Below are 22,589 nucleotides of genomic sequence, written 5' to 3' on the forward strand. Positions count from 1 at the left end.
ACCCACTTACACGGATGCTCTCTCTGGCAACACCTCGACCTCTGCGGGCGGATGCGGTGACACGGCAGTGGCGGGACCCTCGAGGTCTGCGATCTCGGGTCGGGCGATGCGATCCTCGAAGAAGAGACGGGACAGCGCCGCACGCGCGCGGCGAGCCAGCGGAAGCCGCCCACGGGCATCCGGGCGCAACACGACCGGCTGCCGATCGGTGACGGCGGTGAGCCGCGCCCGCTCGGCGTCGCCGATGGGGGGATGCACCTCGACGTATTCACCGCCCGGCAAGCGCACGATGCGGCCGGTCTCGTAGCCGTGCAGCACGAGTTCGCGGTCTTTGCGCTGCAGTCCGAAGCAGATGCGACGCGTGAGCTCGAACGCGCCCACCGGGCCGAGCAGGATGGCCACCTGCAGAGCGGCGATCACGCCCTCGATGCTGAGCGAGAAGGTGACCGCCACCAGGTCGGCGCTGCCCGCGAGCCAGAGCACGCCGAAGAAGACGAGGCCGGCAACGCCGATGCCGGTGCGCGTGCGGGTGTCGCGCGGCCGGTCGAGCGTGTGATGGTCGCTGTGGTCATCGGCGATCCACTCCTCGATGAACGGATACACGGCCACGATCGCCAGCGCGAGCGTGATCGCGGCCAGCGGCACGAGCACCGCCAGGGTGACGGTGCGATCGAGCCACTCGAATTCCCACCCGGGAGGCACGAGTCGCAGGGCGCCGTCGAGAAAGCCGGTGTACCAGTCCGGCTGGCTGCCCGCTCCGGCATCCGACGGCGAGGATGGACCGTAGAGCCAGATGGGGCCGACGGTGACCGTGGCGGAGATGAGCACGAGCACGGCGCTCACGACGAATGCGAGGCCCACGTTGCGCCGTGCAGCGACGCGGAACGGAATCTCGGCCGGCCGCGACGGGTCTCGACTGGGGTCGGGAAAGCGCGGTGCTCGCTGGCGGTACCACAGGCGCGCCCGCACGAACAGCAGCCCGAGCAGGGTGACCGACACTGCGAGGTGCACGGGATAGAGGGTCGCGAGCGCGCTGCCCGGGAACTCGCCACCGAAGAGCACCTGCACGGCTTGTGTGCCGATGAAAGGGATGCCGAGGGCGATGCCTTCCACGATGCGCAGGCCGGTGCCCGAGAGCAGGTCGTCGGGAAGCGCGTAGCCGCTCCAGCCGCCGATGAGCACGGCGACGAACACGAGGAAGAGCACGACCCACGCGCCGCGACGAGGGCGGCGGAACCCGCCGGTGAAGAACGTGGTGAGCATCTGCAGAACCACGGATGCCGGCAGCAGCAATGCCGACCAGTGGTGCGCCTGGCGCAGCAACAGCCCGCCGGGTATGTCGAAGCTCAGCCGCATCGTCGAGGCGAACGCCTCGGAGACCTCCGCCCTGCGCAGAGGGGCGTACGAGCCGGAATAGGGAACGGTCTGGCTCGATGGCGTGTAGAAGAACATGAGCACGATGCCCGTGACGAAGAGCACGACGACGCTCGCGGCGCTGATGACGCCGAAGATGCTCGTCCAGTGGTTCGGAACCGTACGCCGGCGCAGGTCGGCCAGCAGGCGCTGGGCTCGGCCACCCCATCGGGTGGCAGCCAGCTGTTCGGCCAGGCGATCGCTGGCCGATCGACGCGTACTCCTGGCGGACGGCATGGGAACCTCCTCGGTGTCTCTACCCGTTAAGACACCGCAGAGGCTCGGATTGTGACATCCGTCGCGGGGTTACGCAGGGTTCAGTCATCGAGGGGCACGTAGTCGATCTCGAGGAAGTCGGCGACCTCGGGCACCCATCGATCGCGCACGAAGGCGACGTGGTCGGGATGCGTGTTGTACGCCTCGTACGCCGCCTGGTCGGCGAATTCCATCGAGAAGCCGAAGGTGAATGCGTTCTTGCCGCTCACCTGGCGCAACTGCTCGAACGCCTGCACGCCGGGGATGCGGGAGAGGGCGCGCGCGTCGTGAAGAAAGGAGCGCTCCTGCTCGGAATCGGATGTGTGCTGCAGGCGGAAGGCGACGGTATGACGGATCATCGCTTCACTGTAGGAGAGCCGGCCGCGCGGAGGTAGAGCCGTCGTCGGTTCAGGGACCGGGCGTCGACGGGCGTCGTTGGTTGCTGTTCGCTGAGCTTGTCGAAGCGTGGTGCGGCAGTCCTGCGGGTGCCGTCCCTTCGACAGGCTCAGGGACGGTGGCTCAGGGAACGGTGGCTCAGGGAACGCAGGCTCGGAGAACGCCTGCTCAGGGAACGGCGGGCGCCGGCCGGTAGTCTTGGCCCGGCCCGTCGGCCATCCCTCTCCCGAACGAAGGACACCTCCTGAGCCTCATCCGCCTGAACGACGTCACCATGGAGTTCGACGGGCGCCCGGTCATCCGTGAGGCGTTCCTCAAGTTGCGGGCCGGCGATCGCGTCGGCCTCATCGGCAAGAACGGCACGGGCAAGACGACCTTCCTCGAGCTCATGCTGGGGCGCCTGCAGCCCACGACGGGCACGGTCGACGTGACGCTCGGCACGACCGTCGGCTACTTCTCGCAGTTCTCCGAACTCGACGGCGAGCTCAGCACCTGGCAGACCCTCAGCGCCCACTTCGCGGCGGTGCACGAGACGCAGGCGCGGCTGGATGCCATCGGCGAACTGCTCGCGCATCCGCTCGACCACGACGCCATGACGGCGCTGCTCACCGAGCAGGGCGAGCTGTTCGAGCGCATGGACGCGATCGACGGCTGGTCGTACGAGAACGCCATCGACACCGTGCTCACGAGTCTCGGATTCGACGAGGAGCGCCGCCACCTGCCCGTCGACCGCCTCTCGGGCGGATGGCGCAACCGCGCGGCCCTCGCGCAGATCCTCATCCAGCATCCCGACGTGCTGCTGCTCGATGAGCCGACGAACTTCCTCGACCTCGACGGCGTGCGCTGGATCGAGAACTGGCTCGCCCGCTACACCGGGGCCGTTCTCGTGGTCTCGCACGACCGCCAGTTCCTCGACGGGGTCGTCACCCGCATCGTCGAGATCGAGAACTACCGCCTGCAGGAGTACGACGGCGACTACTCCGCCTACGTGCACGCCAAGCAGTCGCGGTTGAAGATGCTCGAGCGCCAGTTCGCACACGAGGAGGAACTGCTCGCCTACGAGCAGGCGGCCAGCGCCGCCCGTCGTGAGGCCGCCCGCAACCCGGCCAACGCCATCGCGCGTCGGCTCGCCGACATCAAGAAGCGCCAGGCTCCGCGGCCCATCGACCAGATCATCACGGATGTCTACGGCGGCCTGCGCGTCAGCAACGACCTGCTCGAGGTGATCGGCCTCACCAAAAGCTTCGGTGGCACCCCGTTGTTCGAGAAGCTCTCCTTCAGCCTGCACCGCGGCGACCGCGTGGCGGTGCTCGGTTCGAACGGATCGGGAAAGTCCACACTGCTCGACGTGCTCACCGGAGAGACGGATGCCGACTCCGGCCAGGTGCGCTGGGCGAAGGGCGTGCGCTATGTCTCGTACAACCGGGTCTACGCCGAGCTCGACCTGACCGACAGCGTCGGGCACGCCGTCAACGCCTACCCCGATTCGCTCGCGTTCACGGCGACGAAGAAGAGCGTGAATCGCTTTCTCGCGATGCTGCAGTTCTCAGAGGCCGACCTGCAGCAGAAGATCGGCACGCTGTCGGGCGGCCAGCGCGCCCGCGTCGCGATAGCGCAGTGCCTGCTCTCGGGTGCCGCGGTCATCGTGCTCGACGAGCCGACTAACCACCTCGACATCACGAGCACCCAGGTCATGGAACGCGCCCTCACCCACTTCCCGGGTGCGGTTCTCGTCGTCAGTCACGACCGGTTCTTCGTCGACAAGCTCGCCGACCGCCTGCTCGTCTTCGACGGGACGCCGCACGTGACCGAGACGGCGGCAACGGGCGCGCTCTGATCCCGTCGACCTGCCACTTTTCGTGGGTTGAGGGCCGTCTGAACCCGCAAAGAGTGGCAAGTCGGCCCTGCTGAGGGGGACCGCATCCGTGCCCGAGTCGGACGTAGCATGGCAGTGTCACGGCCCATCGGCACGGGAGGCAGAGATGGTGCAGGTTCGCATTCTCGGCGTCGCACTCGACCCTGCCCAGCAGCACATCGTGCTGCTGAAGCCGCTCGTCAGCGACACGGATGGGGCTCGGGTGCTGCCCATCTGGATCGGCGCCCAGGAATCCACGTCGATCCTGCTCGCCGTCGAGGGAGAGAAGGCCCCGCGGCCGCTCACCCACGACCTGATGACGACGCTGCTCGACACCTTGCATTCCCGCATCGAGCGCGTCGACGTGACCCGCATCGAAGACGGCACCTTCTACGCCGAGATCACCCTGGTCACTCCCACGGGCACGCTCGTGCTCGACGCGCGTCCCTCCGACTCCCTCGCGCTCGCCGTGCGGGTGGATGCGCCCATCTGGGTGGCGGATGAGGTGATCGACGAGGCCGGCATCCCGGCTGACATGGTCGACTTCGGCGACGAGGAGGAGAAGCTCGACGAGTTCAAGCGCTTTCTCGACCAGGTGGACCCCGAGGACTTCCAGGGCTGAGCAGATGGCAACCGAGGAGCGTGCGGGCGCCGACGGCCCCGGCTGGCGACCCTGGCGTCAGCGGCGCCAGCCGCCGGCGTGGACGCAGGCGCTCGCCGACGGCGACGACGTGGGCTTCTTCGGACCGGGCAGTGCAGTCTGGACCGTGAACGGGGCGCTCCCGACGCTCGTCGCCGGCATCCGTGCCCTGCTTCTTCAGACGCTGCACCCCGGCGCCATGGCGGGCGTGCACGACTGGTCGACCTACAGTGCGGACCCGCTTCGCCGGCTCGACGGCACCGTGCGCTGGGTCGCCGTCACGACGTTCGGTGATCGTCGTAGCGCCACCGCGGCGTCGGCGTTCGTGTCCCACCTGCACGACCGGGTTCGTGGAACGTACACGGATGCGCGCGGTGACGAGCGCGCGTATGCGGCGAACGACGAGGTACTGCTCCGTTGGGTGCACGACGCGTTCACAGAGGCGTTCCTCGGTGCGCACGCGTTGTGGGGAGGTGCCATCCCCGGCGGTCCGGATGCCTACGTGCGTGAGTGGGCGCAGGCCGGGCGACTGATGGGAGTGCAGCATCCGCCCACGTCCGTCGAGGAGTTGCACGCCGAGATGACTGCGTTCCTCGCAGAGGCGAAGCCGGACGAGCGGGTCGCCGAGGCCGTGCGATTCCTGCGCCGGCCCGGACTTCGCGGGCTCACCGGGGCGCTGTACCCGATCCTGTTCGCCGGGGCGGTCGCGTCGCTCGCTCCGCAGTACCGCGAGCTGCTGCGCCTGCGTCGTCCGCGCTGGCCGGCCATCACGGTGACCCGCGTGCTGCTCGTGCTCGCCGCACGTGTGCTCGGTGCCGTCTCGCCGAGCGAGGAGAACGCCCGGCGACGCGTCGCCCGCCTCGAGGCCTCCCGAGCGGAGGTGCCGGAATAGCGCGCGCAACGGTTCGCCTCGTCGCACCCGGCGTGCACTTCGTCGAGACGGAGTTGGCGAACTGGACCGTTCTCGCCGGCAACGGCACGCTCACGCTCATCGACGCCGGGTACCCGCGCGACCTCCCCCGCGTACGGCGCATCCTGAACAGGATCGGCGGCGACCTCACGACGATCCTTCTCACGCATGGGCACAGCGACCATCTGGGGGCGGTGGGCGGCATCCTGGCTGAGGATGACGGGGTCGAGGTTCTCGCGGCCGCCGAGGAGCTGCCGAACGTGCGCCGCGAGGTCACGCACCAGATCGGCATCCGTCAGCTGCTTCCACATCTGTGGCGCCCCTCGGTTCTCGGCTGGGCGGTGCGTGCGGTCCGGGCGGGCGGGCTCGCGGAGGTCGCTGTGTCCGAGCCGCGTGCCATCCGGCCCGATGAGCCCTCTCTGTTCAGCGGTCACCAGGTGATACCGATCTTCGCGCCCGGTCACACTCCGGGGCATCTGGCGTACTGGCTTCCCGCCGAGCGCATCCTCGTGACTGGGGACGCCCTCGTCACCGGCCACCCGACGTCCTCCGAACGCGGGCCGCAGCTGCTGCCGGCAATGTTCGACCACGACAGGGATCTCGCCGCGGACTCCTTCGACGACCTGATGCGTCGGGATGCGCGCATCATCCTTCCGGGGCACGGCCCGGCGCTCCTGCGCTGACTCCCCATTCCGGTCGACTTGCCACATTCTGCGGGTTCAGCGGCGCAGGAACCCGCAAAAAGTGGCAAGTCGGCGAAGGTTTCAGGGGCGGGCGGTCAGCGTTCGGAACCGAGCCAGCACGTCGGCCGAGCACTGCGCGAAGTCGCCCGCGCCCTCGAGTGAGATCCAGCGTTCGAAGGCGAGCTTGAAGACGGTCACGGCGGCTTCGGCCGCCAGGGCCGCTTCGTCGGCGGAGACTCCGCGCTGCTGGAGGGCGTCGCTGATCGCCGTCGAGAGCGCGGCCATCTTCAGCAGCTCGCGTTCGAGCAGGCCCGGGTTGCCTGCAATGGCGGCGGAACGCTTTCGAGAGAATTCGCGGCTTGCGAACAGGGATCCGCCCTGAGCCAGCGCCGCACAGGCCGACTCGAAAGGGCTGCGCTCGGCGGGCGCGGCCAGGATCGCCCCGACGACTTCGTGCACGAGCGCCTCGGAGCCGTCGAAGAGCACCTCCCGTTTGTCGGGAAAGTACCGGAAGAAGGTGCGCTCCGTCACGCCGGCCCGCTCGGAGATATGCGCAACCGTCGTGCCCTCGAACCCGCGTTCAGCGAACAGCTCGAGGGCGGCGAGGCGCAGTCGGCCGTGCGCGTCCGCCTCCCACCGTCCCATGCGCCTAGTCTACTGATGACAGATACTGACATGAGGTGTAACGTCAGTGATGACAGGTGCTGACATCACCGACCAGGACCGGAAGGCGGTTGGCGATGCGGCAGGCAATGGCTACCGACGGCGTCGGAGTTGAGGAGTACCAGACATGCGCGTTTTCGTCACAGGAGCATCCGGATGGGTGGGATCGGCCGTCGTGCCCGAGCTGATTGCCGCAGGGCATGAGGTCGTGGGGCTGGCCCGGAACGCCGAGTCGGCGGATGCGGTCGTCGCAGCAGGCGCCCAGGTACATCACGGAAGCCTCGACGACCTCGACAGTCTGCGAGCCGGAGCCGCCGACGCCGATGCGGTCGTGCACCTGGCCTTCAAGCACGACTTCTCCAATTTCGCCGAGTCGGGCCGCACGGAGCGCGTCGCCGTCGAGACGATGCTCGGGGAATTGGAAGGATCCGATCGCGCCTTCCTATTCGCGTCGGGTGTCGCTCTGCTGGCTCCGGGTCGTGTCGTGACGGAGGACGATCTCTCGCCCTTGACCGGGCCGGATGCACCGCGCGGCGGAGCGGAAGGGCTGGCCCTCGACTACGCCGAGCGCGGTGTTCGCACGGTGAGCCTTCGATTCGCGCCCACGGTTCATGGGGCAGGGGACAACGGCTTCCTCGCGACGCTCGTCGAGATCGCCCGTACGAAGAGGGTCTCGGCGTACGTCGGCGATGGAGTGAACCGCTGGCCGGCGGCACACCGTCTCGATGTCGCGGCGATGATCCGTCTCGCCCTCGAGAAGGCACCCGCCGGGTCCCGTGTGCACGGGGTCGCGGAACAGGGCATCACCGCCCGGGCGATCGCCGAGGCGATCGGGCGCGAGCTCGAGGTGCCCGTCGCATCCGTTTCGCCTGCGGATGTCGATGAGCACTTCGGATGGATCGGCCGGTTCTTCTCCGTCGACATGCCGGCGTCCAGCGCCATCACGCAGCAGCTGCTCGAGTGGACGCCGACGCATCCGACGCTGCTCGAGGACCTCGAAGCCGGCGTCTACACGGGCCGGGTCCGCGCAGCCTGAGCCTCTCGCACCGACTTTCCACTTCTTGCGGGTTCAGGCGCACGCGACCTTGCAAGAAGTGGCAAGTCGGCGCGGTTCAGTTCACGGGTTGGGGTTGCTCGCGGCGCCGTCGAGCCAGAGCGTGTCGCTCGGGTCGCTGTGAGCACCATCGGTGCCGACGTGCTTGGTGCTGATCTGCGGTCCCTTGGTGATGACGTGCACGAGCGCCATGGCGTGCCCCTGGCCCAGGCCGTAGTCCTGCTTCAGCCACTCGACGATGGGCTTGGCCTTCGTCGTCTCGTCGAAGCCGCGTTCACGAGCGAGTGCGATGAACTGACGCGGCGTGATGCCCGTCTTCGCCTCGATGTTGTCGAGGTAGGCCTGGAACGACACGGTGTTCTCCTTCGATTCCCCGCGCGAGCGACAGTGCCCGTCACCGCATCCTAGAAAGACCGGCGCGGGAATGCATCCCCCAACTGATCCACCCCAGCCAGCGCGGCACGGTCAGGTCTGCCCACACGAGGCGGTGGTCGCTGCTCGGGAACGGGTAGACGCCGGTCAGTCGCGACAGGGGATCGGACTGCACCGGCCAGAAGACCCCGGCATCCCGCACCTGCAGCAGCAGCCGCGACGGCAGAACGTAGTCGGCTCGCAGGTTGCCCGGAGCGGTGTCGGCGAAGTCCGCGGTGTCGTACTTCGGATCCCCCTGGTGGGCGAGGTTCGCGCCGCCCTGCAGTGCCGATGCCTCGACACCGCCGGCGGAGGTCGCGCGAGGGTCGGTCACGCGCCAGTGATCGAGCAGTTGGTTCACCGCCGCCTTCACGGAGTCTCCGTCGAGCGGATCGGCGTTCTGGTCGCCGAGGATCACGAAGGGCGTGAGCAGTGAGAGGCCGCCGCGCTTGCCGGCATCATCGGTGATGTACCGGCTCGTGAACGGCGAGAGGTAATCGGCCCAGAAGCGGATCTCGTCGTGGTTGCGCCGCCCATTGCGGTCTTCGGGCCCATCGAACGTGGGAGGCGTGGGATGGGATGCGAGGATGTGGATGGTCGAACTGCCGACGCTCACGGGCACGTCCCAGTGCGACTTGCTCGAGAGGCGCACGACCTTCAGCTCCTCGGGCGAGAACCAGTCGTTCGCGGCGGGCGTCGCGGGGTCGTCGGGCAGCAGCGCACCCGGCATGTCCTTCCAGAGGAACTTCTGGAAGGTGCGCACCTTGTCGGCGACGATGGGGAACTTCGACAGGATCGCCATGCCGTACTGGCCCTCGAAGGTGCCGAAGCCCAGCGCGTCGTCTGGTCCGCCGACCGTGCCGTCGTTGTTCAGGTCGAAGCCGCTCGGGATGCCGGTGTTCGACGGTGCCACGAAGGCGTAGGGATAGGTGACCGGCTCGGCTCCGCCCTGACCGACCTGGAGGTAGTTGTGGCGGAAGGCATCCGCGGCCCGTCCGTCGGGAACGTAGTCGAACTCGTTCAGCAGCACGACGTCGGGATTCGCGCGTTGGATGATCTCGGCGACCGTGCGCGCCTGGGGGTCGGCGCCTGTGGCGAGGTCTGCCTCGAGCTGGCCCTGCGACGCGCGGTTCAGTGAGAGATTGAAGGTCGCGACACGGATGTTCTTGGCGGGAGAGAGGGCCGCGGAGGCGCTGCGCACTGCCGCAACATCCCTTGGCGCGGCAGCCGGCGCGGCCGACGCACCTGCCGCACCGATGGTCCCGGCCAGCATGACACCGACGATGGCGCTTGCGAGGGCGAATACGAACGGACGCCTGGGCATGCTGTCTCCTTCGTGCAACGTTGCGAGAGGTCTTCGTGCCCCAAACTAGGGGTGCGAAGTGACGAGCGGAAGAACCCCTGGTGTCGAACTGTCGCGCCGGCGGGCGCTTCAGCTGAGCGGGAGCCGCATCAGGATGCGCGGGAAGCCGTTGATGACCGATGTGGTGTCGGCGGCCTTCGAGAAGCCGGCCCGCTCGAAGAGCCTCCTCGTGCCGACGTAGGCCATGGTCGCGTCGACCTTCGCGGTGCCGTTGTCGACGGGGTAGCCCTCGATCGCCGGCGCCCCGTGATCCCGGGCGAAGGCGACCGCGCCCTCGACGAGGTGGTGCGAGAGTCCCTCGCCCCGGTGTCCGGGCCGCACCCGGATGCACCAGAGCGACCACACGTCGAGGTCGTCGAGATGGGGGATCCTGCGGTTGCGGGCGAAGCTCGTGTCCGCGCGGGGATGCACGGCCGCCCACCCCACGGGCTCTCCCGAGTCGTAGGCGATGACGCCCGGCGGCGGCGTCTGCCCGCAGAGCTCACGCACGCGCTCTCCGCGCTCGATTCCGGTCAGCCGCTGACTCTCGGCCGACGACGTGAGCCGGTAACTCAGGCACCAGCACACGTTCGCGTCGGGTCGCTTCGGACCGACCAGTGCTTTCACGTCGTCGAAGACGGATGCGGGGCGCACCTCGATCGCCATGACGCCACCCTGCCACTGCCCGCCGACGGCGGCAATCGGGACTCGGGCGTGGCATCCGGAATCCCGAGCGCCCGGAGTCGGTTGCACCTGACATGAGAGCGATCGTGTACGACCGTCCCGGTGACTCGTCAATGCTGGAGCCCACCGAGCGAGAGGTCGCCGAACCCGGGCCAGGGGAGCTGAGGGTTCGGGTCGTCGTCTCGGGAGTGAACCCCACCGACTGGAAGGCCCGTCGCAGCTCAGGGGCGGGGAAGCCCGCGCAGGCCAGTGTTCCCAACCAGGACGGAGCGGGCGTGGTCGACGCCGTGGGCCCCGGCGTCGATGGGTTCGCCGTCGGCGACCGCGTGTGGCTGGCCATCTCGGCGCGCGACCGGCCGGCATCCGGCACCGCGCAGGAGTACACGGTGACCTTGGCCGAGCGCGCATTCCCCCTTCCCGACGGCGTGAGCTTCGACGTGGGAGCGAGCCTCGGAGTCCCCGCCGTCACCGCCCATCGGGCGCTGACCGTCGCGGAAGGCGGCCCCACACGCTTGCATCCCGGGGCGCTCAACGGGCGCACCGTTCTCGTCTCGGGGGGTGCGGGTGCGGTGGGCCATGCCGCCATCCAGCTGGCCCGCTGGGCGGGCGCCACGGTCATCGCCACGGTGAGCAGTCCCGACAAGGCGGCGCTCGCCACGGCGGCCGGCGCCCATCACGTGATCAACTATCGCGACGCGGATGTCGTCGACCAGATTCACGCGATCGTTCCCGACGGCGTCGACCAGGTCGTCGAGGTGGCGCTGGGCGCGAACGCCTCACTCGACCAGGCGGTCACGCATCCGCTCTCCACGATCGCGAGCTACGGCAACGACGGCGACAAGCCGGTCACCATCGACTTCGGCCCGGCCATCGCGGCAAACCTGCGCTACCAGTTCGTGCTCATCTACACGATGGGAACGGATGCGTGGGTCGCCGCCGGCGAAGACGTGACCTCCGCCGCTCGGGACGGGGCGCTCGCGGTCGGCGAGAGCGCCGGGCTGCCACTGCACCGCTACCGGCTGGAGGAGACCGCTGCCGCGCATGACGCGGTGGAGGGCGGAATCATCGGCAAGGTGCTCATCGACGTCGGCGCGGCCGAAGCCTAGGAACCCTACGCGGAAGCGACCCCTCTCGGCCGCAGGCCTCCGAGACCTCTGACTTCGTGGACACTCCTATACGAGCGACTCGTCGTACCAGCGGAGCACCCTGAGCGCTCGCAGCGTGTTCCACCGGCTGGGCTCGTTCTCGGGGGCGTCGAGCGCGAAGTACACCTCGCCGGGCCACGGAGTGCCAGCAAGCCAGCGTCCGTCGGGCTCCCGCTGGGCGAGGAGCAGGTCGATGGCCGGCGCCAGCCGCTCGTCGGGCTCGTCGTGGGCCGTGCGGAAGTAGTCCAGCGAACGCAGCACGTCGTAGAACCAGTACGGCGGGAACGAGAGATTCACGTAGCGGCCGTTGGCGATCTCGCCGGTGGAGAGCCGGCGGAACAGGTTGCGCTCGAGCAGGTACTCCTCGCCGGTGCGGCGCGCATCCGTCACTCGATCGCCCGTCTCGCCGGTGACGCGCTGGTACTCGGCGAAGCCCTCGAGCACGCACAGCGTGGTGTCGAACGAGGACCGCTTCGATTGGGGCGCGTCGCAGTTCCAGCCGCCGTCATCGAGGCGCTCAGCCAGCAGCAGGTCCAGGATGCGGTCGCTGCCCTGGCCGAGCTGCCCAAAATACCCTGCCAGCGCGAGCACGCCCCCGTTGATGCAGGGCTCGACCTCACCGGCGAAGAAGGGCAGGTCGTCCCAGTACTGCCAGACCACGTTGGCAGCGACGCGCTCGATCGCCTCCCGCGCCAGCGGGGAACGCGGGTCGAGGCCGAGGCGGCGCAGGCTGTGCAGCGTCCAGAACACGCTCTTGCGGTCTTCGCCGTACTCCTCTCCGCCCCAATAGCCACGCTCATCCTGCAGTTCGAGCAGTTGCGCTCCCCATCCCTCGGTCGCGACGCGGGCCCGCTCCGCGGCGACGGCCTCGCTCGGCTCGTCGGTCAGGTCACGCATCACCTGCCAGCGGATGGACGGGTCGGAATCGAGCAGCCATTCAGTGACGTTCACCACGCACTCCTCCGGTGAATACGCCTCCTCCACTGGATGCGACGGCGGCGTCGCCGCGCCATGCGACGCAACGATTCTCCCGGCGACCACCGGCTACCCCTAACGCCTCCACGGTCGGCCATCTCGACCACAATCTATTGACAAACGATAGATAAGCGGTGATATTCGATATATGAATAACCTCGGTTGGGTCGTCGTTCCGTTTCGAGTGCTGCTCGTGCTCGTCTTTCTCGGACTGCTCATGGCCGAGCTGCTCAGCCTGCCCGGCCAGTTCTCGCACGTGGCGGGGGAACACCCGGAGCTCGGCGCCGTTCCGTGGATGCTGCTCACGCTCGGCATCCTCGAGGCCATCGCCATCCAGATCGTGATCGTGTGCACCTGGCGGCTGCTCACCCTCGTGCGCGCCGACCGCATCTTCAGCGCGGAGGCCTTCGCCTGGGTCGACGTGATCGTGTGGACGATGCTCGGCGGCTGGCTGCTCTTCGCCGGCGTCGCCGCGTACTTCATCGGCGTGATCTACTTCACGCCCGAGCTGCGCGACCCGGGCACGCCCGTCCTGTTGACGGGCATGGCGCTCATCGGCGGGGTGGTCGTGCTCACGATCGTTCTCATGCGAGCGCTGCTGCGGCAGGCGACCGTGTTGCGCAGCGACTGGGAGGCGGTCATCTGATGCCGATCATCGTGCGCATCGACGTACAGCTGGCCCGGCGCAAGCTGAGCGTCGGCGAGTTCGCGGAGCGTGTGGGGCTCACGCCGGCGAACGTCGCGGTGCTGAAGAACGGGCGTGCCAAGGCGGTGCGGTTCAGCACGCTCGACGCCATCTGCCGCGTGCTCGAGTGCCAGCCCGGCGACCTTCTCGAGTGGGTGCCGGATGCCGAGGGCGGGCATCCCGAGACCGCGACCGGCGTGCGGGACTAACCTGAGCGCAGGCCAGCGCTCGCGGCTGGCGTCACCCTCGACCGACAGGGAAGGACAGCGCCTCATGGACATCACCGACAACGGGCCCGAGCCGAACGCGTTCGACATCGAGACCGCGACCACGCAGAACGAGAACTATCGCACCGTTGCCTGGAGCGGGAAGTACCTGCAGGTCACGCTGATGTCCATTCCGGTGGGCGAGTCGATCGGGCTGGAGTCGCATCCGGAGACCGACCAGTTCCTGCGCGTGGAATCCGGACGAGGCAGGGCCAAGATGGGGCCGTCGAAAGACGAGCTCACGTTCCAGGAGGATGTCGGCGACGGCTGGAGCGTGCAGGTTCCGGCCGGAACCTGGCATGACGTGGAGAACACCGGCGACGAGCCGCTGCGGCTTTACACCGTCTACGCGCCCGTTCACCACGCGCCGGGCATCGTGCAGCCCACCAGCGCCGACGCCGAGCGCGACGAGGAGAGCGGTGCCGACGAACCGCCGGAGTGGAGCGTGGAGCCCGACGGCGGCGAGCCCGACAAGCACGCGTAGGGGCTGATCCTGCTGCCGGGTTCGGTGTTGCGCCAGTTCGGCGGCCGTTGTGCCAGAACATCTGGCGCAACGGCCGGGGAAGTGGCGCAACGGGCGGGCGCCGACGCGGCCTACGCGGCCGCCCGCTCTGCGGCGACAGCGCGCACGGCGTCGATGATCGCTGCGGCGACGGCATCCGGCTGCGAGACGCTCGTGGCGTGGCCGGCGCCCTCGATCTCATTCGCACCGCGCGCACCGGCACGCTCGGCGCCGGCCCGCAGCACGGCGGCCGGGATGTTGCGGTCAGCCGACCCCCATACGTGCCACGACGGGTGGTCCTTCCATCCGGGAGTCGTCGCCTGCGTGGGAGCGGACAGGGCCGCCTCGGTGACCGGGCGCTGGGTGGCTCCCATGAGAGCGGCCGTCGCGGCATCCACGTCAGCGGCGAACTGGTCGTGGAAGGCGTCGCGGCGAATGACGAACTCGACGCCGCCCTCGGCCGACGGATGCGGTTCGATGGCGTCGCCGAGCGTGGACCCGGGCGCGCTCGCCGACAGCGAGAGTGCGCTGTCGCCGGTGTCGGGCGTGAAAGCCGACACGTACACGAGGGCGGCCACGTCGTCGTTCCCAGCGGACGCTTCCGTGATCACGAGGCCGCCGTAGGAGTGGCCGACGAGCACGACCGGCTCGCCGACGGCGGAGATCACGTCGCGCACGTAGGTTGCATCGCCGGCGAGGCTGCGCAACGGGTTGGCGGCGGCGACGGCGGTGATGCCCTCGGCATGAAGCCGTTCGATGACGCCGTTCCAGCTGGCGGATTCGGCGAATGCACCGTGAACGAGCACAACGGTCGGGTTCTGGTCTGACATCGGCTTTCCCTTCTCGAGTGCGCCCGCCTCGTGCAGGCGCTGTGAACAGCTATGACCGATCCGCGAGACGTGCTGTGACGGATCAGCCGACGGGACCGTTCGGACCCCGACCCGCCTCACGGTACCGCCCACCCTGAGGGGTCGGCGTCATCCAACGTCTCAGCGTCGCGCCCGGTCCCTCAGTACTGCGGCAGCGACCGGCGCTCGCCGACGGACCCCGCGGCGAACGGGAAGGCGAGCGAACCCGCCGTGACCCACCACTCCATCACGTCGTACGCGAGCCATCCCGCCACGACGGAGGGGTCGGCATCCGTCAGCCGGGCGGCCTCGGCGAGATCGCACGCGAAGATCGAGATGCCACGGCAGCGCTCGTCGCTCTGCCGCATGAGCGGTCCGTTGACGACGAGTACGCCGCGTCGAGCCAGTTCCGCGCGATACGCGAGGTGGCGCGCCTGCAGCTCGTCGATCTCCCGGTCGGACAGAGAGGGCGCGTCATCGGGCCGGCGCAGCGTCACGACCGTGTAGACGTCGAAGGCGTCGGGGATGTTCGGGTCGCGACCCATAGTTCAGGCGTTCTCGAGTTCGCTGATCACGATCTTCTTCTGCTGCATCATCGCCTGGATCTGCACGGGCCGTTGCAGCAGGTCGCCCAGATTCGCCGGGATGACCTGCCAGCTGACGCCGAAGCGGTCCTTGCACCAGCCGCACTGCTCGGCTTCCGGTACATGCGAGAGAGCCGCCCAGTAGAGATCGATCTCGTCCTGATCGGCGCACGACACCACGAACGAGACCGCCTCGGTGAAGGGGAACATCGGGCCGCCGTCGAGGCAGACGAAGTCCACGCCGTTCAGCGTGAACTGGCCGTTGAGCACCTTGGCCGTCATGCCGGCGAAATGCTCGTCGAGCGACTCATCGGGGTAGTCCTGAATGGAAGTGATACGCGAATTCGGGAACACGTCCACGTAATAGTTCATCGCCTCGCGTGCCTGGTCGTCGAACCACAGACACGGCTGGATGGGTGAGAGCTCGGCCACGGGAACCTCCTTGTTCGTGAGCGCATGCTTGCCGTTCCACGCTACGCGGATGCTGCTCCCGCGGCGAGTGCGAGCATCCCGATGTCGGCTGCGACCACGCGTATCGTGGCTTGCTGCACCGCATGGCGCGGCAGCAGAAGGGTGTGGCATGGCCGACTGGAACGACGCGATCATCGAGGAGTTCCGCCGCACCGGCGGAACGGTCGAGCAGCACGGCTTCGGCCGCGACCTGGTGCTGGTGCACCATGTCGGCGCCCGCACCGGTGCGGAACGGGTGAGCCCGGTGCGGGGGATCCCCACCGACGACGGCTGGCTCATCGCGGCGTCGAAGGGCGGTGCCCCGACCAACCCCCAGTGGTTCTACAACCTGCTCGCGCATCCCGACGTCACCGTCGAGACGCCCGATGACGGCGTCGTCGAGGTGCGTGCCGAGCGGCTCGTCGCCGAGGAGCGCGATGCGGGGTGGAGGCGCTTCACCGAGCTGCCGAACAGCAGCTTCGCCTCGTACGAGGCCAAGACGACGCGTGTGATCCCGGTCCTCCTGCTGCGTCGGCGCTGAGCCTCGCCGGCCACCCGCGCGAGGGGTTCGCGAACCGACTTGTCAACTTCGTTACGGCGGATGTGCTGAGGTTACGACCTCTCGTTGTCTCGCCGCAGAGTCCCCAGTGGAATAGGGCTCCCCGCACCTGGGAAGCCGCCGTCCTCGAACCGGAGGGCGATCACACGAAGGAGAAACTGCGCGATGTCGGACAACACCACCGAACCGGGCCCCGGTCCCGAGAAGAACAGCGAGCTGCGCACCGCCGTCGCGGGCGGCAAGAAGCGCAGGCGCAACATCCTCATCGGGGTCGGAGCAGCCATCGTCGCCCTGCTGGTCGCCGGCGGTGTCGTCATCGCCGTCAACTCCGGGAACAACAGCGCCGCGGCGTCGGGGCCGGATGCCACGGCCAAGACCCTGCACGTGAAGATCGCCACGAGCGAAGACAGCGACTTCCAAGACGAGATCAAGACGGTGGCGGCCGAGAAGGGCCTCGACGTCGAGTGGGTGAATCTCGATGACTGGGTGCTGCCCAACACGGAGCTCGTCGCCGGAAACGTCGACGCGAATGCCTTCCAGCACATCCTCTACCTGAGTGCCTTCAACGCCCAGAACAAGGCAGATATCACTCCGGTGTTCTCGACGGTCATCACCCAGTGGGGTGTCTTCTCGTCGACGCTGAAGTCCCTCGACAAGCTGCCCGACGGCGCGCACATCGCCATCCCCGACGACCCGTCGAACGCCGGCCGCGCGCTCTTCATCCTCCAGGCGGCCAAGCTGATCACGCTGAAAGACGGCGTGGGCGACTTCCCCACCACGGATGACGTCGTCGGCAACCCGAAGAACATCCAGTTCGTCGAGATCGCGGCGAAGACGATCCCGCAGCAGTTCAACGACCCGAGCCTGTCAGCCGTCGTGGTGGGCACCTCGTACTTCGACCCGTCGCAGGGCATCACGAAGGACGACGCGCTCTTCCTCGACGACTCCCTCGCCGATGAGTCGCTGCCCTACGTGAACGTCATCGCCACCCGCAAGGACGACGTCGACAACCCGGCATGGAAGATCCTCAAGAAGGCCTATGCCGACCCGCGTGTCGCCGACGCCCTGGAGAAGGAGAGCTTCGGCAGCACGGTTCTCGTCGACGTTCCCGTCGACAAGCTGCGTTCGAAGCTGGCAGACCTCGAGAAGGTCGCGCAGGCGACGAAGTAGTCGGATCACGAGGCGGGGTCGCGCGGTCACCGACCGTGCGGCCCCGCCGAGCGGCGAGAGCGTCTCGCGAAGGAGCATCATGGGCACGGCCATCAGTTTCGAGAAGGTGTCGAAGACCTTCGATCTCAAGGGAAAGCGCTTCGAGGCGCTCAAAGGCGTCGATCTCACCGTCGAGCGCGGAGACATCTACGGCATCGTGGGCTACTCGGGTGCCGGAAAATCCACACTCCTGCGCACCGTGAATGCCCTCGAGCGCCCCACCTCCGGTCGGGTCGTGGTCAACGGCCAGGTGATCTCGGCCTTGCGTGGGACGGAATTATACCGGGCCAGGCAGCGCATCGGCATGATCTTCCAGCAGTTCAACCTGCTGCAGTCACGCAACGTCTACAAGAACATCGCCTATCCGCTGAAGCTCGCCGGCCACTCGGAGGCGCAGATCCTGGACAGGGTCGAGGAGCTGCTCGACTTCGTCGGCCTCACCGACAAGGCGCTGCAATACCCTTCGCGACTCTCCGGAGGCCAGAAGCAGCGCGTCGGCATCGCCCGGGCGCTCGCGAACCGGCCCGACATCCTCATCTCCGACGAGGCGACGAGTGCCCTCGATCCGCAGACCACGAGCGAGGTGCTCGACCTGCTGCAGCGGGTGAACCGCGAGTACGGCGTCACCATCCTGCTCGTCACCCACGAGATGGACGTCATTCGTTCCATCACCAACAAGGTCGCGGTGATGCAGGACGGCGAGGTCGTGGAGAACGGCACGGTCTACGACGTGTTCTCGAATCCCCGGGATGCGACCACCCGCCGGTTCGTGTCGTCGGTGCTGCACCACCTGCCCTCCGCCGAGACCCTTTCCCGCATCCGCGCGGTGCACCCGGGGCGGCTGGTGCAGGTGCACGTTGAGAACCGCGAGTCCAACGACCCCTTCCTCTCGCGTGTCGCCCGCCAACGCGGCGTGGACTTCAACGTCGTCTACGGCGGCGTGAACGAGCTGCAGTCGCGGCTCTTCGGAAGTCTCACGGTCGAGCTGCTCGGCGACCACGACGCGACGGACGCCGCTGTCGCCGACCTGCGCGAGATCACGCAGGTCACCGACCTCACCGAGACGACGAAGGAGCTCGCGCATGCGTGACATCGACCTGGACGCCCTCGTCCCGCGCATTCTCAAGGCCCTTGGAGAGACGGCACTGACGCTGACAGTGTCGTTCCTGCTCGCCGCCGTACTCGGCCTTCTCCTCGGGCTGCTGCTCTACGCCACCCGGCCGGGGAACGTGCTCGCGAACGGCCCGCTGTTCACGGTGCTCAACTTCGTGATCAACGTGATCCGGCCCGTGCCGTTCATCATCATCGCCGTGTCGATCATCCCGCTCACGCGCGCCCTCGTCGGAACGAGCATCGGACCGCTCGCGGCGACCGTGCCCCTCACGTTGGTGGCGAGCGTGGCGATCGCGCGGGTGGCCGAATCCAACCTCGTCTCGGTCGCCGGCGGCGCCATCGAGGCGGGAGCAGCGATGGGCGCCGGACCGGCGCGCGTGTTGTTCACGATCGCGATCCCCGAGGCGCTCGGGCCGCTCACGCTGGGCCTGACCTACATCTTCGTCGCGCTCGTGGACGCGACCGCGGTCGCGGGCGTCATCGGAGGCGGCGGCCTCGGAGACCTGGCCCTGCGGTATGGCTACGCGCGGTTCGACTGGTTCGTCGTGGCCGTCATCGTGCTCATCCTCATCGTGCTCGTGCAGTTGGCCCAGGGCATCGGCAACCGGGTCGCGAGGCGAGTGCAGCACACCTGAGTTCGACACGGCGGCCGGTCGCCGGTCACGGCCGCCTCACGGCCGCCTCAAGGGCTCAGAGGTGAGGACAGCGCCTGGCGCTGTGCGACGAGCGGGCACTCGAACGGATCGCGCTCGCCGAGTCCGACCCGATTGATGTGGCGGATGACGATGCCGTACGACTGCCAGAGGCCGGTCTGCGTGTAGGGAACGCCGATCCGCTCGCAGTACTCCGAGATGAGCGGTGCGACCCGGCGCAGATGCGGACGCGGCATCGACGGGAACAGGTGGTGCTCGATCTGGTAGTTCAGGCCTCCCATGAAGGTGTCGACCAGTCGATTTCCGCGGATGTTGCGGCTCGTGAGCACCTGCCGACGCAGGAAGTCCAGCCGCGCATCCTCCGGCAGCAGCGGCATCCCCTTGTGGTTCGGGGCGAAGGTGGAGCCCATGTACAGGCCGAACAGCCCGAGTTGCACGCCGAGGAAGGCGGCGGCGACGCCAGGCGAGAGAACGATGAAGACGAGGGTGACGAAGCCGCCGAGGCGCACGCTGAGGAAGGCGATCTCGAACCACCGACGGTCCACGTGCTCGCGGGAGAGCACGCGGCGCACGCTCGACGCGTGCAGCGAAAGACCCTCGAGCAGCAGGATCGGGAAGAAGAAGAGGCCCTGGTGGGCGATGAGCCAGCTCGTCGCCTGGCTGCGCCGACGTTCCGCCTGTTGCGGCGTGAACGAGATGACGGGGAGTTCGATGTCTGGGTCGGAGCCCTGCTTGTTGGGGTTCGCGTGGTGCCGGGTGTGCTTGTGCTGCCACCACCCGTAGCTCATGCCGATGAAGAGATCGCCGATGATGAGGCTGATCCAGTCGTTCCACTTGCCGGAGCGGAAGATCTGACGGTGGGCGGCGTCGTGGCCCAGGAAGGCGATCTGGGTGAACAGCACGGCGAATCCGACGGCCGAGAACAACTGCCACCACGTGTCGCCGATCACGATGAACGCCAGCACGGCGGCTCCGAGCACGAGCGGAATCGCGATCAGCTTCGTCCAGTAGTAGCCGTACCGACGCCGCATCAGGCCGGTGGCCTGCACCGCCTTCGCCAGGTCGGTGTAGTCGTTATTGCCCGAAGGGGATCGGGCGCCTTCCCGGCGCCCGGTGCGGATGATGGTGGACATGGTCCCCTCCGATCGCGACGACGACGTCGAGGTCGTCATGCGCGGTGCCGGGGACTGGGACACCCTGTTCTTGAGAGCATACGCCCGCTGACGCCTGCTCCGACTGAGCGTTTGCTGCATGATGGTGGCCATGAGCGCAACGGATGCCGCGCGCAGGGCAGTGCCCGTGCCGCGCCCCGACGGCGCCCGCATCGCTGCGGAGGTCGCCGGCGTGCAGAGCGACCCGGTCGTACTGCTCGTGGCCGGAGCCGACTCGTCGATGGACTGGTGGCGACCGGAGTTCTGCGATCGGATCGTGCGGGCTGGATTCCGTGTCGTGCGGTACGACCAGCGCGGCACCGGCGAGGCGACGTTGGGGCCTCCGGGTGCTCGCCGAGACGGACTGCTGGTGGCCATCGACGACGCGATCGCGGTGCTGGATGCGGTGGCCGCCGACGACGCGCACTGGGTCGGGTTCTCTGCCGGTGGGTGGATCGCCCAACTCGCCGCACTGGAGCATCCGGATCGGGTTCACGCCCTCACGTTGATCTCGACGAGCCCCACGCTCTTCGAGGCCGACGCCGACCTGCCGGCTGCGAAGCCCGGCATGCAGGAGTTCTGGGCGCATCCGTTGCCCGAGCCCGACTGGAGTGATGCGGAAGACGTCATCCGGCACCTGGTCGACATCGACCGCCACTACGCGGGTGATCACTTCGACGAGGCCAACGACCGGGCCATGTGGACCGACACCGTGCGCCGCTCGCCCGGCATGCACCGCGACGAGCCCGGGGCGGATCACGTCGAGCAAGCGCCCCGTTGGCGGGAGCGTCTCGGTGAGATCCGGGTGCCCACGACGGTGCTCCACGGCACAGCCGATCCGGTGTTCCCCCTCGGGAACGGGCGAGCACTTGCCGCCGACATCCCTGGCGCACGCTTCGTCGCGTTGCCGGGAGGGGGCCATGACCTGCCGCCGACCGTGTGGGATGCGGTGGTCGAGGCGGTCATCCGCGGCGGCGCGGCGAGCCCGGACAGCGAGCCCTGACAGCGCGCCGTGACATCGGGCGGCGAATGGAGCAGGCTGGTGCAATGGGAACAGTGACGATCTCATTCGAAATGACGCTCGACGGCGTGTTCGACCAGATGGAGAAGTGGTTCGACGCGAACGACCCCGATCTGTTACGCGCCTCCGACGAACTCGTCTTCGGTGCCGACGCGGTGCTGCTGGGCCGGGAGAGCTACGAGTTCTTCCGTGAATACTGGCCGGCCCAGACCGACGAGCGCGGGTTCGCCGACCATTACAACGCCCTTCCGAAATACGTGGCCTCGCGTACGCTCTCTGGCCCGCTCGACTGGAACGCGACGCTCATCGAGGGTGACGTCGTCGACGCGGTGCGCGGGCTGCGCGAGAGCCACCGATCGCTCATCTCCCACGGGTACGGCGAGCTGGCGGCGACTCTGCTGGATGCCGGCCTCGTCGACGAGGTGCATGTCGGCATCCACCCGTTCATGGTGGGTGAAGGCGAGGTACGGCTCACGACGCCCCACCCGGTGGGGCTGCGCCTGCTCGCCGTGGAGCGATACGAGTCGGGCATCATCGCCGCCCGCTACACCCCTGCGTAGGCGCCCCGACCCGAGGTTGTGAAGCGCCTCCACCGGGCCCGCGCCCGTCCTCCACAGGCAGGTTTGGCGTGGGATTTCTCCACAGGGTGTGGATAGGAAATGCCCGGTCAGGCTGTGGATGCGGCAGCGGAGCAGTGTCGGTGGGTGTCCGTAAGTTGGGGGTATGGCAACGATCCGGGAGCGACTCGAGCAGGCCACGACCCTGCTGCGTGAGGTCCTCACCGAGGTCGACGCGTCCGGGTTGGATGAGCACGCGCCGGCACTGTTCGCGGTGGCCGGTGATGTGGAGCGCGCCGGCCGCGCCGTGGACGCCCTGCGGATCGCCGTCGCCGCCACGGTCGGGGATCAGTCCCGCCCGATCCTGGGTTCGGAGTCCCTGGCCCGCCGCTCCGGCTGCGGCAACGCCGTGGAACTGCTCGAGCGTCTCACCCTGATCTCCCGCACCGAAGCCCGGCGGCGCCTGCGCCTGGGAGCCGCCACGCAGCGGGGCACCCGGTTGCTGACCGGGGAGGCGTTGCCGGCACGGTTCGACGCGGTCCGGGCCGCTCTGGCGGCCGGACGG

General features: G+C 68.3%; 26 protein-coding genes and 1 pseudogene. 16 read left to right on the plus strand and 11 right to left on the minus strand.

Annotated elements, in window-relative coordinates; translation table 11 throughout:
- Positions 1 to 6: 6 nt before the first annotated feature.
- Together WDJ51_RS12870 and WDJ51_RS12875 are read right to left on the minus strand one after the other, a co-directional pair.
- A complete protein-coding gene (locus WDJ51_RS12870) occupies positions 7 to 1,650 on the minus strand; it encodes a cytochrome b (protein WP_337852849.1) in 1,644 nt (547 codons plus the stop codon).
- Between the two features lie 80 nt (positions 1,651 to 1,730).
- Positions 1,731 to 2,027, minus strand: coding sequence for a Dabb family protein (locus WDJ51_RS12875; RefSeq protein ID WP_337852850.1), 297 nt, complete (start codon positions 2,025 to 2,027; stop codon positions 1,731 to 1,733).
- A gap of 311 nt (positions 2,028 to 2,338) precedes the next feature.
- On the opposite strand from WDJ51_RS12875, the gene WDJ51_RS12880 reads away from it, so the two are divergent.
- From WDJ51_RS12880 to WDJ51_RS12895, 4 genes are all read left to right on the plus strand, one after another.
- Positions 2,339 to 3,901 carry an ABC-F family ATP-binding cassette domain-containing protein gene (locus WDJ51_RS12880; protein ID WP_337852851.1) on the plus strand — a complete coding sequence of 521 codons (1,563 nt, stop codon included), beginning with the start codon at positions 2,339 to 2,341 and terminating at the stop codon, positions 3,899 to 3,901.
- A 145-nt stretch (positions 3,902 to 4,046) separates the two neighbouring features.
- The gene (locus WDJ51_RS12885) at positions 4,047 to 4,541 is read left to right on the plus strand and encodes a bifunctional nuclease family protein (RefSeq protein ID WP_337852852.1); all 495 of its coding nucleotides are present in this window, start codon (positions 4,047 to 4,049) and stop codon (positions 4,539 to 4,541) included.
- A gap of 4 nt (positions 4,542 to 4,545) precedes the next feature.
- Complete coding sequence (locus tag WDJ51_RS12890; protein ID WP_337852853.1) at positions 4,546 to 5,451, plus strand: oxygenase MpaB family protein; 906 nt, start codon at positions 4,546 to 4,548, stop codon at positions 5,449 to 5,451.
- Between the two features lie 32 nt (positions 5,452 to 5,483).
- Positions 5,484 to 6,152 (plus strand): MBL fold metallo-hydrolase, encoded by a 669-nt coding sequence (locus WDJ51_RS12895; RefSeq protein WP_337852854.1) that lies wholly within the window; start codon positions 5,484 to 5,486, stop codon positions 6,150 to 6,152.
- A gap of 81 nt (positions 6,153 to 6,233) precedes the next feature.
- On the opposite strand, the gene WDJ51_RS12900 is transcribed toward WDJ51_RS12895, so the two are convergent.
- Positions 6,234 to 6,797: a TetR family transcriptional regulator gene (locus WDJ51_RS12900; RefSeq protein ID WP_337852855.1), complete on the minus strand. Its 564-nt coding sequence runs from the start codon at positions 6,795 to 6,797 to the stop codon at positions 6,234 to 6,236.
- 145 nt (positions 6,798 to 6,942) lie between these two features.
- On the opposite strand from WDJ51_RS12900, the gene WDJ51_RS12905 reads away from it, so the two are divergent.
- Positions 6,943 to 7,851 carry an SDR family oxidoreductase gene (locus tag WDJ51_RS12905; RefSeq protein ID WP_337852856.1) on the plus strand — a complete coding sequence of 303 codons (909 nt, stop codon included), beginning with the start codon at positions 6,943 to 6,945 and terminating at the stop codon, positions 7,849 to 7,851.
- Positions 7,852 to 7,932: 81 nt separating this feature from the next.
- On the opposite strand, the gene WDJ51_RS12910 is transcribed toward WDJ51_RS12905, so the two are convergent.
- From WDJ51_RS12910 to WDJ51_RS12920, 3 genes are all read right to left on the minus strand, one after another.
- The gene (locus tag WDJ51_RS12910) at positions 7,933 to 8,223 is read right to left on the minus strand and encodes a DUF4287 domain-containing protein (RefSeq protein WP_337852857.1); all 291 of its coding nucleotides are present in this window, start codon (positions 8,221 to 8,223) and stop codon (positions 7,933 to 7,935) included.
- Positions 8,224 to 8,263: 40 nt separating this feature from the next.
- Positions 8,264 to 9,604 (minus strand): endonuclease/exonuclease/phosphatase family protein, encoded by a 1,341-nt coding sequence (locus WDJ51_RS12915; RefSeq protein WP_337852858.1) that lies wholly within the window; start codon positions 9,602 to 9,604, stop codon positions 8,264 to 8,266.
- A gap of 108 nt (positions 9,605 to 9,712) precedes the next feature.
- Positions 9,713 to 10,288, minus strand: a complete 576-nt coding sequence (locus WDJ51_RS12920; RefSeq protein WP_337852859.1) for a GNAT family N-acetyltransferase — start codon at positions 10,286 to 10,288, stop codon at positions 9,713 to 9,715.
- Positions 10,289 to 10,380: 92 nt separating this feature from the next.
- Here WDJ51_RS12920 and WDJ51_RS12925 point away from each other — a divergent pair, with 92 nt between their 5' ends.
- Positions 10,381 to 11,412 carry an NADPH:quinone reductase gene (locus tag WDJ51_RS12925; RefSeq protein ID WP_337852860.1) on the plus strand — a complete coding sequence of 344 codons (1,032 nt, stop codon included), beginning with the start codon at positions 10,381 to 10,383 and terminating at the stop codon, positions 11,410 to 11,412.
- Positions 11,413 to 11,478: 66 nt separating this feature from the next.
- Here WDJ51_RS12925 and WDJ51_RS12930 read toward each other — a convergent pair whose 3' ends face one another.
- Positions 11,479 to 12,402 carry a hypothetical protein gene (locus WDJ51_RS12930; RefSeq protein WP_337852861.1) on the minus strand — a complete coding sequence of 308 codons (924 nt, stop codon included), beginning with the start codon at positions 12,400 to 12,402 and terminating at the stop codon, positions 11,479 to 11,481.
- A 172-nt stretch (positions 12,403 to 12,574) separates the two neighbouring features.
- Between WDJ51_RS12930 and WDJ51_RS12935 the strand changes: the two genes are divergently transcribed.
- The 3 genes from WDJ51_RS12935 to WDJ51_RS12945 all read left to right on the plus strand — a co-directional run bounded on the left by WDJ51_RS12935 (position 12,575) and on the right by WDJ51_RS12945 (position 13,861).
- A complete protein-coding gene (locus WDJ51_RS12935; protein WP_337852862.1) occupies positions 12,575 to 13,072 on the plus strand; it encodes a DUF2975 domain-containing protein in 498 nt (165 codons plus the stop codon).
- Positions 13,072 to 13,320, plus strand: a complete 249-nt coding sequence (locus WDJ51_RS12940; RefSeq protein ID WP_337852863.1) for a helix-turn-helix domain-containing protein — start codon at positions 13,072 to 13,074, stop codon at positions 13,318 to 13,320. Before WDJ51_RS12935 ends, WDJ51_RS12940 begins: the two co-directional genes overlap by 1 nt.
- A gap of 64 nt (positions 13,321 to 13,384) precedes the next feature.
- On the plus strand, positions 13,385 to 13,861 hold the full coding sequence (locus WDJ51_RS12945) for a cupin domain-containing protein (RefSeq protein WP_337852864.1): 477 nt from the start codon (positions 13,385 to 13,387) through the stop codon (positions 13,859 to 13,861).
- A gap of 110 nt (positions 13,862 to 13,971) precedes the next feature.
- Here the strand turns inward: WDJ51_RS12945 and WDJ51_RS12950 are convergent, their stop codons facing one another.
- From WDJ51_RS12950 to WDJ51_RS12960, 3 genes are all read right to left on the minus strand, one after another.
- Positions 13,972 to 14,709, minus strand: coding sequence for an alpha/beta fold hydrolase (locus WDJ51_RS12950; RefSeq protein ID WP_337852865.1), 738 nt, complete (start codon positions 14,707 to 14,709; stop codon positions 13,972 to 13,974).
- A gap of 179 nt (positions 14,710 to 14,888) precedes the next feature.
- Positions 14,889 to 15,272, minus strand: a complete 384-nt coding sequence (locus tag WDJ51_RS12955) for a YciI family protein (protein ID WP_337852866.1) — start codon at positions 15,270 to 15,272, stop codon at positions 14,889 to 14,891.
- A gap of 3 nt (positions 15,273 to 15,275) precedes the next feature.
- Positions 15,276 to 15,743: a VOC family protein gene (locus WDJ51_RS12960; RefSeq protein WP_337852867.1), complete on the minus strand. Its 468-nt coding sequence runs from the start codon at positions 15,741 to 15,743 to the stop codon at positions 15,276 to 15,278.
- Between the two features lie 148 nt (positions 15,744 to 15,891).
- Here WDJ51_RS12960 and WDJ51_RS12965 point away from each other — a divergent pair, with 148 nt between their 5' ends.
- The 4 genes from WDJ51_RS12965 to WDJ51_RS12980 all read left to right on the plus strand — a co-directional run bounded on the left by WDJ51_RS12965 (position 15,892) and on the right by WDJ51_RS12980 (position 19,277).
- Positions 15,892 to 16,302, plus strand: a complete 411-nt coding sequence (locus WDJ51_RS12965) for a nitroreductase/quinone reductase family protein (RefSeq protein ID WP_337852868.1) — start codon at positions 15,892 to 15,894, stop codon at positions 16,300 to 16,302.
- A 183-nt stretch (positions 16,303 to 16,485) separates the two neighbouring features.
- Positions 16,486 to 17,490, plus strand: coding sequence for a MetQ/NlpA family ABC transporter substrate-binding protein (locus WDJ51_RS12970; protein ID WP_337852869.1), 1,005 nt, complete (start codon positions 16,486 to 16,488; stop codon positions 17,488 to 17,490).
- A 79-nt stretch (positions 17,491 to 17,569) separates the two neighbouring features.
- Positions 17,570 to 18,619, plus strand: a complete 1,050-nt coding sequence (locus WDJ51_RS12975) for a methionine ABC transporter ATP-binding protein (RefSeq protein WP_337852870.1) — start codon at positions 17,570 to 17,572, stop codon at positions 18,617 to 18,619.
- On the plus strand, positions 18,612 to 19,277 hold the full coding sequence (locus tag WDJ51_RS12980) for an ABC transporter permease subunit (protein WP_337852871.1): 666 nt from the start codon (positions 18,612 to 18,614) through the stop codon (positions 19,275 to 19,277). The genes WDJ51_RS12975 and WDJ51_RS12980 overlap by 8 nt, the downstream gene beginning before the upstream one ends.
- Positions 19,278 to 19,324: 47 nt before the next feature.
- On the opposite strand, the gene WDJ51_RS12985 is transcribed toward WDJ51_RS12980, so the two are convergent.
- Positions 19,325 to 20,428, minus strand: coding sequence for a fatty acid desaturase family protein (locus tag WDJ51_RS12985; RefSeq protein WP_337852872.1), 1,104 nt, complete (start codon positions 20,426 to 20,428; stop codon positions 19,325 to 19,327).
- Between the two features lie 118 nt (positions 20,429 to 20,546).
- Between WDJ51_RS12985 and WDJ51_RS12990 the strand changes: the two genes are divergently transcribed.
- The 3 genes and pseudogenes from WDJ51_RS12990 to WDJ51_RS13000 all read left to right on the plus strand — a co-directional run.
- Positions 20,547 to 21,449: an alpha/beta fold hydrolase gene (locus WDJ51_RS12990; protein WP_337852873.1), complete on the plus strand. Its 903-nt coding sequence runs from the start codon at positions 20,547 to 20,549 to the stop codon at positions 21,447 to 21,449.
- Between the two features lie 44 nt (positions 21,450 to 21,493).
- Positions 21,494 to 22,027, plus strand: coding sequence for a dihydrofolate reductase family protein (locus WDJ51_RS12995; RefSeq protein WP_337852874.1), 534 nt, complete (start codon positions 21,494 to 21,496; stop codon positions 22,025 to 22,027).
- Positions 22,028 to 22,190: 163 nt separating this feature from the next.
- Positions 22,191 to 22,589, plus strand: a pseudogene (locus tag WDJ51_RS13000) (hypothetical protein); the annotation flags it as partial.

Origin of the sequence: Rathayibacter sp. YIM 133350 (genome assembly GCF_037404875.1) — a bacterium.
Lineage (GTDB): Bacteria > Actinomycetota > Actinomycetes > Actinomycetales > Microbacteriaceae > Orlajensenia.

Excerpts from the sequence above, each read along its gene's own strand:
- WDJ51_RS12900 (WP_337852855.1), bottom strand. The coding sequence starts at position 6,797 with ATGGGACGGTGGGAGGCGGACGCGCACGGCCGACTGCGCCTCGCCGCC.
- WDJ51_RS12885 (WP_337852852.1), top strand. The coding sequence starts at position 4,047 with ATGGTGCAGGTTCGCATTCTCGGCGTCGCACTCGACCCTGCCCAGCAG.
- WDJ51_RS12870 (WP_337852849.1), bottom strand. The coding sequence starts at position 1,650 with ATGCCGTCCGCCAGGAGTACGCGTCGATCGGCCAGCGATCGCCTGGCC.
- WDJ51_RS12890 (WP_337852853.1), top strand. The coding sequence starts at position 4,546 with ATGGCAACCGAGGAGCGTGCGGGCGCCGACGGCCCCGGCTGGCGACCC.
- WDJ51_RS12915 (WP_337852858.1), bottom strand. The coding sequence starts at position 9,604 with ATGCCCAGGCGTCCGTTCGTATTCGCCCTCGCAAGCGCCATCGTCGGT.
- WDJ51_RS12920 (WP_337852859.1), bottom strand. The coding sequence starts at position 10,288 with ATGGCGATCGAGGTGCGCCCCGCATCCGTCTTCGACGACGTGAAAGCA.
- WDJ51_RS12875 (WP_337852850.1), bottom strand. The coding sequence starts at position 2,027 with ATGATCCGTCATACCGTCGCCTTCCGCCTGCAGCACACATCCGATTCC.
- WDJ51_RS12905 (WP_337852856.1), top strand. The coding sequence starts at position 6,943 with ATGCGCGTTTTCGTCACAGGAGCATCCGGATGGGTGGGATCGGCCGTC.
- WDJ51_RS12990 (WP_337852873.1), top strand. The coding sequence starts at position 20,547 with ATGATGGTGGCCATGAGCGCAACGGATGCCGCGCGCAGGGCAGTGCCC.
- WDJ51_RS12975 (WP_337852870.1), top strand. The coding sequence starts at position 17,570 with ATGGGCACGGCCATCAGTTTCGAGAAGGTGTCGAAGACCTTCGATCTC.
- WDJ51_RS12880 (WP_337852851.1), top strand. The coding sequence starts at position 2,339 with ATGGAGTTCGACGGGCGCCCGGTCATCCGTGAGGCGTTCCTCAAGTTG.
- WDJ51_RS12935 (WP_337852862.1), top strand. The coding sequence starts at position 12,575 with ATGAATAACCTCGGTTGGGTCGTCGTTCCGTTTCGAGTGCTGCTCGTG.
- WDJ51_RS12970 (WP_337852869.1), top strand. The coding sequence starts at position 16,486 with ATGTCGGACAACACCACCGAACCGGGCCCCGGTCCCGAGAAGAACAGC.
- WDJ51_RS12965 (WP_337852868.1), top strand. The coding sequence starts at position 15,892 with ATGGCCGACTGGAACGACGCGATCATCGAGGAGTTCCGCCGCACCGGC.
- WDJ51_RS12995 (WP_337852874.1), top strand. The coding sequence starts at position 21,494 with ATGGGAACAGTGACGATCTCATTCGAAATGACGCTCGACGGCGTGTTC.
- WDJ51_RS12925 (WP_337852860.1), top strand. The coding sequence starts at position 10,381 with ATGAGAGCGATCGTGTACGACCGTCCCGGTGACTCGTCAATGCTGGAG.
- WDJ51_RS12980 (WP_337852871.1), top strand. The coding sequence starts at position 18,612 with ATGCGTGACATCGACCTGGACGCCCTCGTCCCGCGCATTCTCAAGGCC.
- WDJ51_RS12940 (WP_337852863.1), top strand. The coding sequence starts at position 13,072 with ATGCCGATCATCGTGCGCATCGACGTACAGCTGGCCCGGCGCAAGCTG.
- WDJ51_RS12945 (WP_337852864.1), top strand. The coding sequence starts at position 13,385 with ATGGACATCACCGACAACGGGCCCGAGCCGAACGCGTTCGACATCGAG.
- WDJ51_RS12950 (WP_337852865.1), bottom strand. The coding sequence starts at position 14,709 with ATGTCAGACCAGAACCCGACCGTTGTGCTCGTTCACGGTGCATTCGCC.
- WDJ51_RS12955 (WP_337852866.1), bottom strand. The coding sequence starts at position 15,272 with ATGGGTCGCGACCCGAACATCCCCGACGCCTTCGACGTCTACACGGTC.
- WDJ51_RS12985 (WP_337852872.1), bottom strand. The coding sequence starts at position 20,428 with ATGTCCACCATCATCCGCACCGGGCGCCGGGAAGGCGCCCGATCCCCT.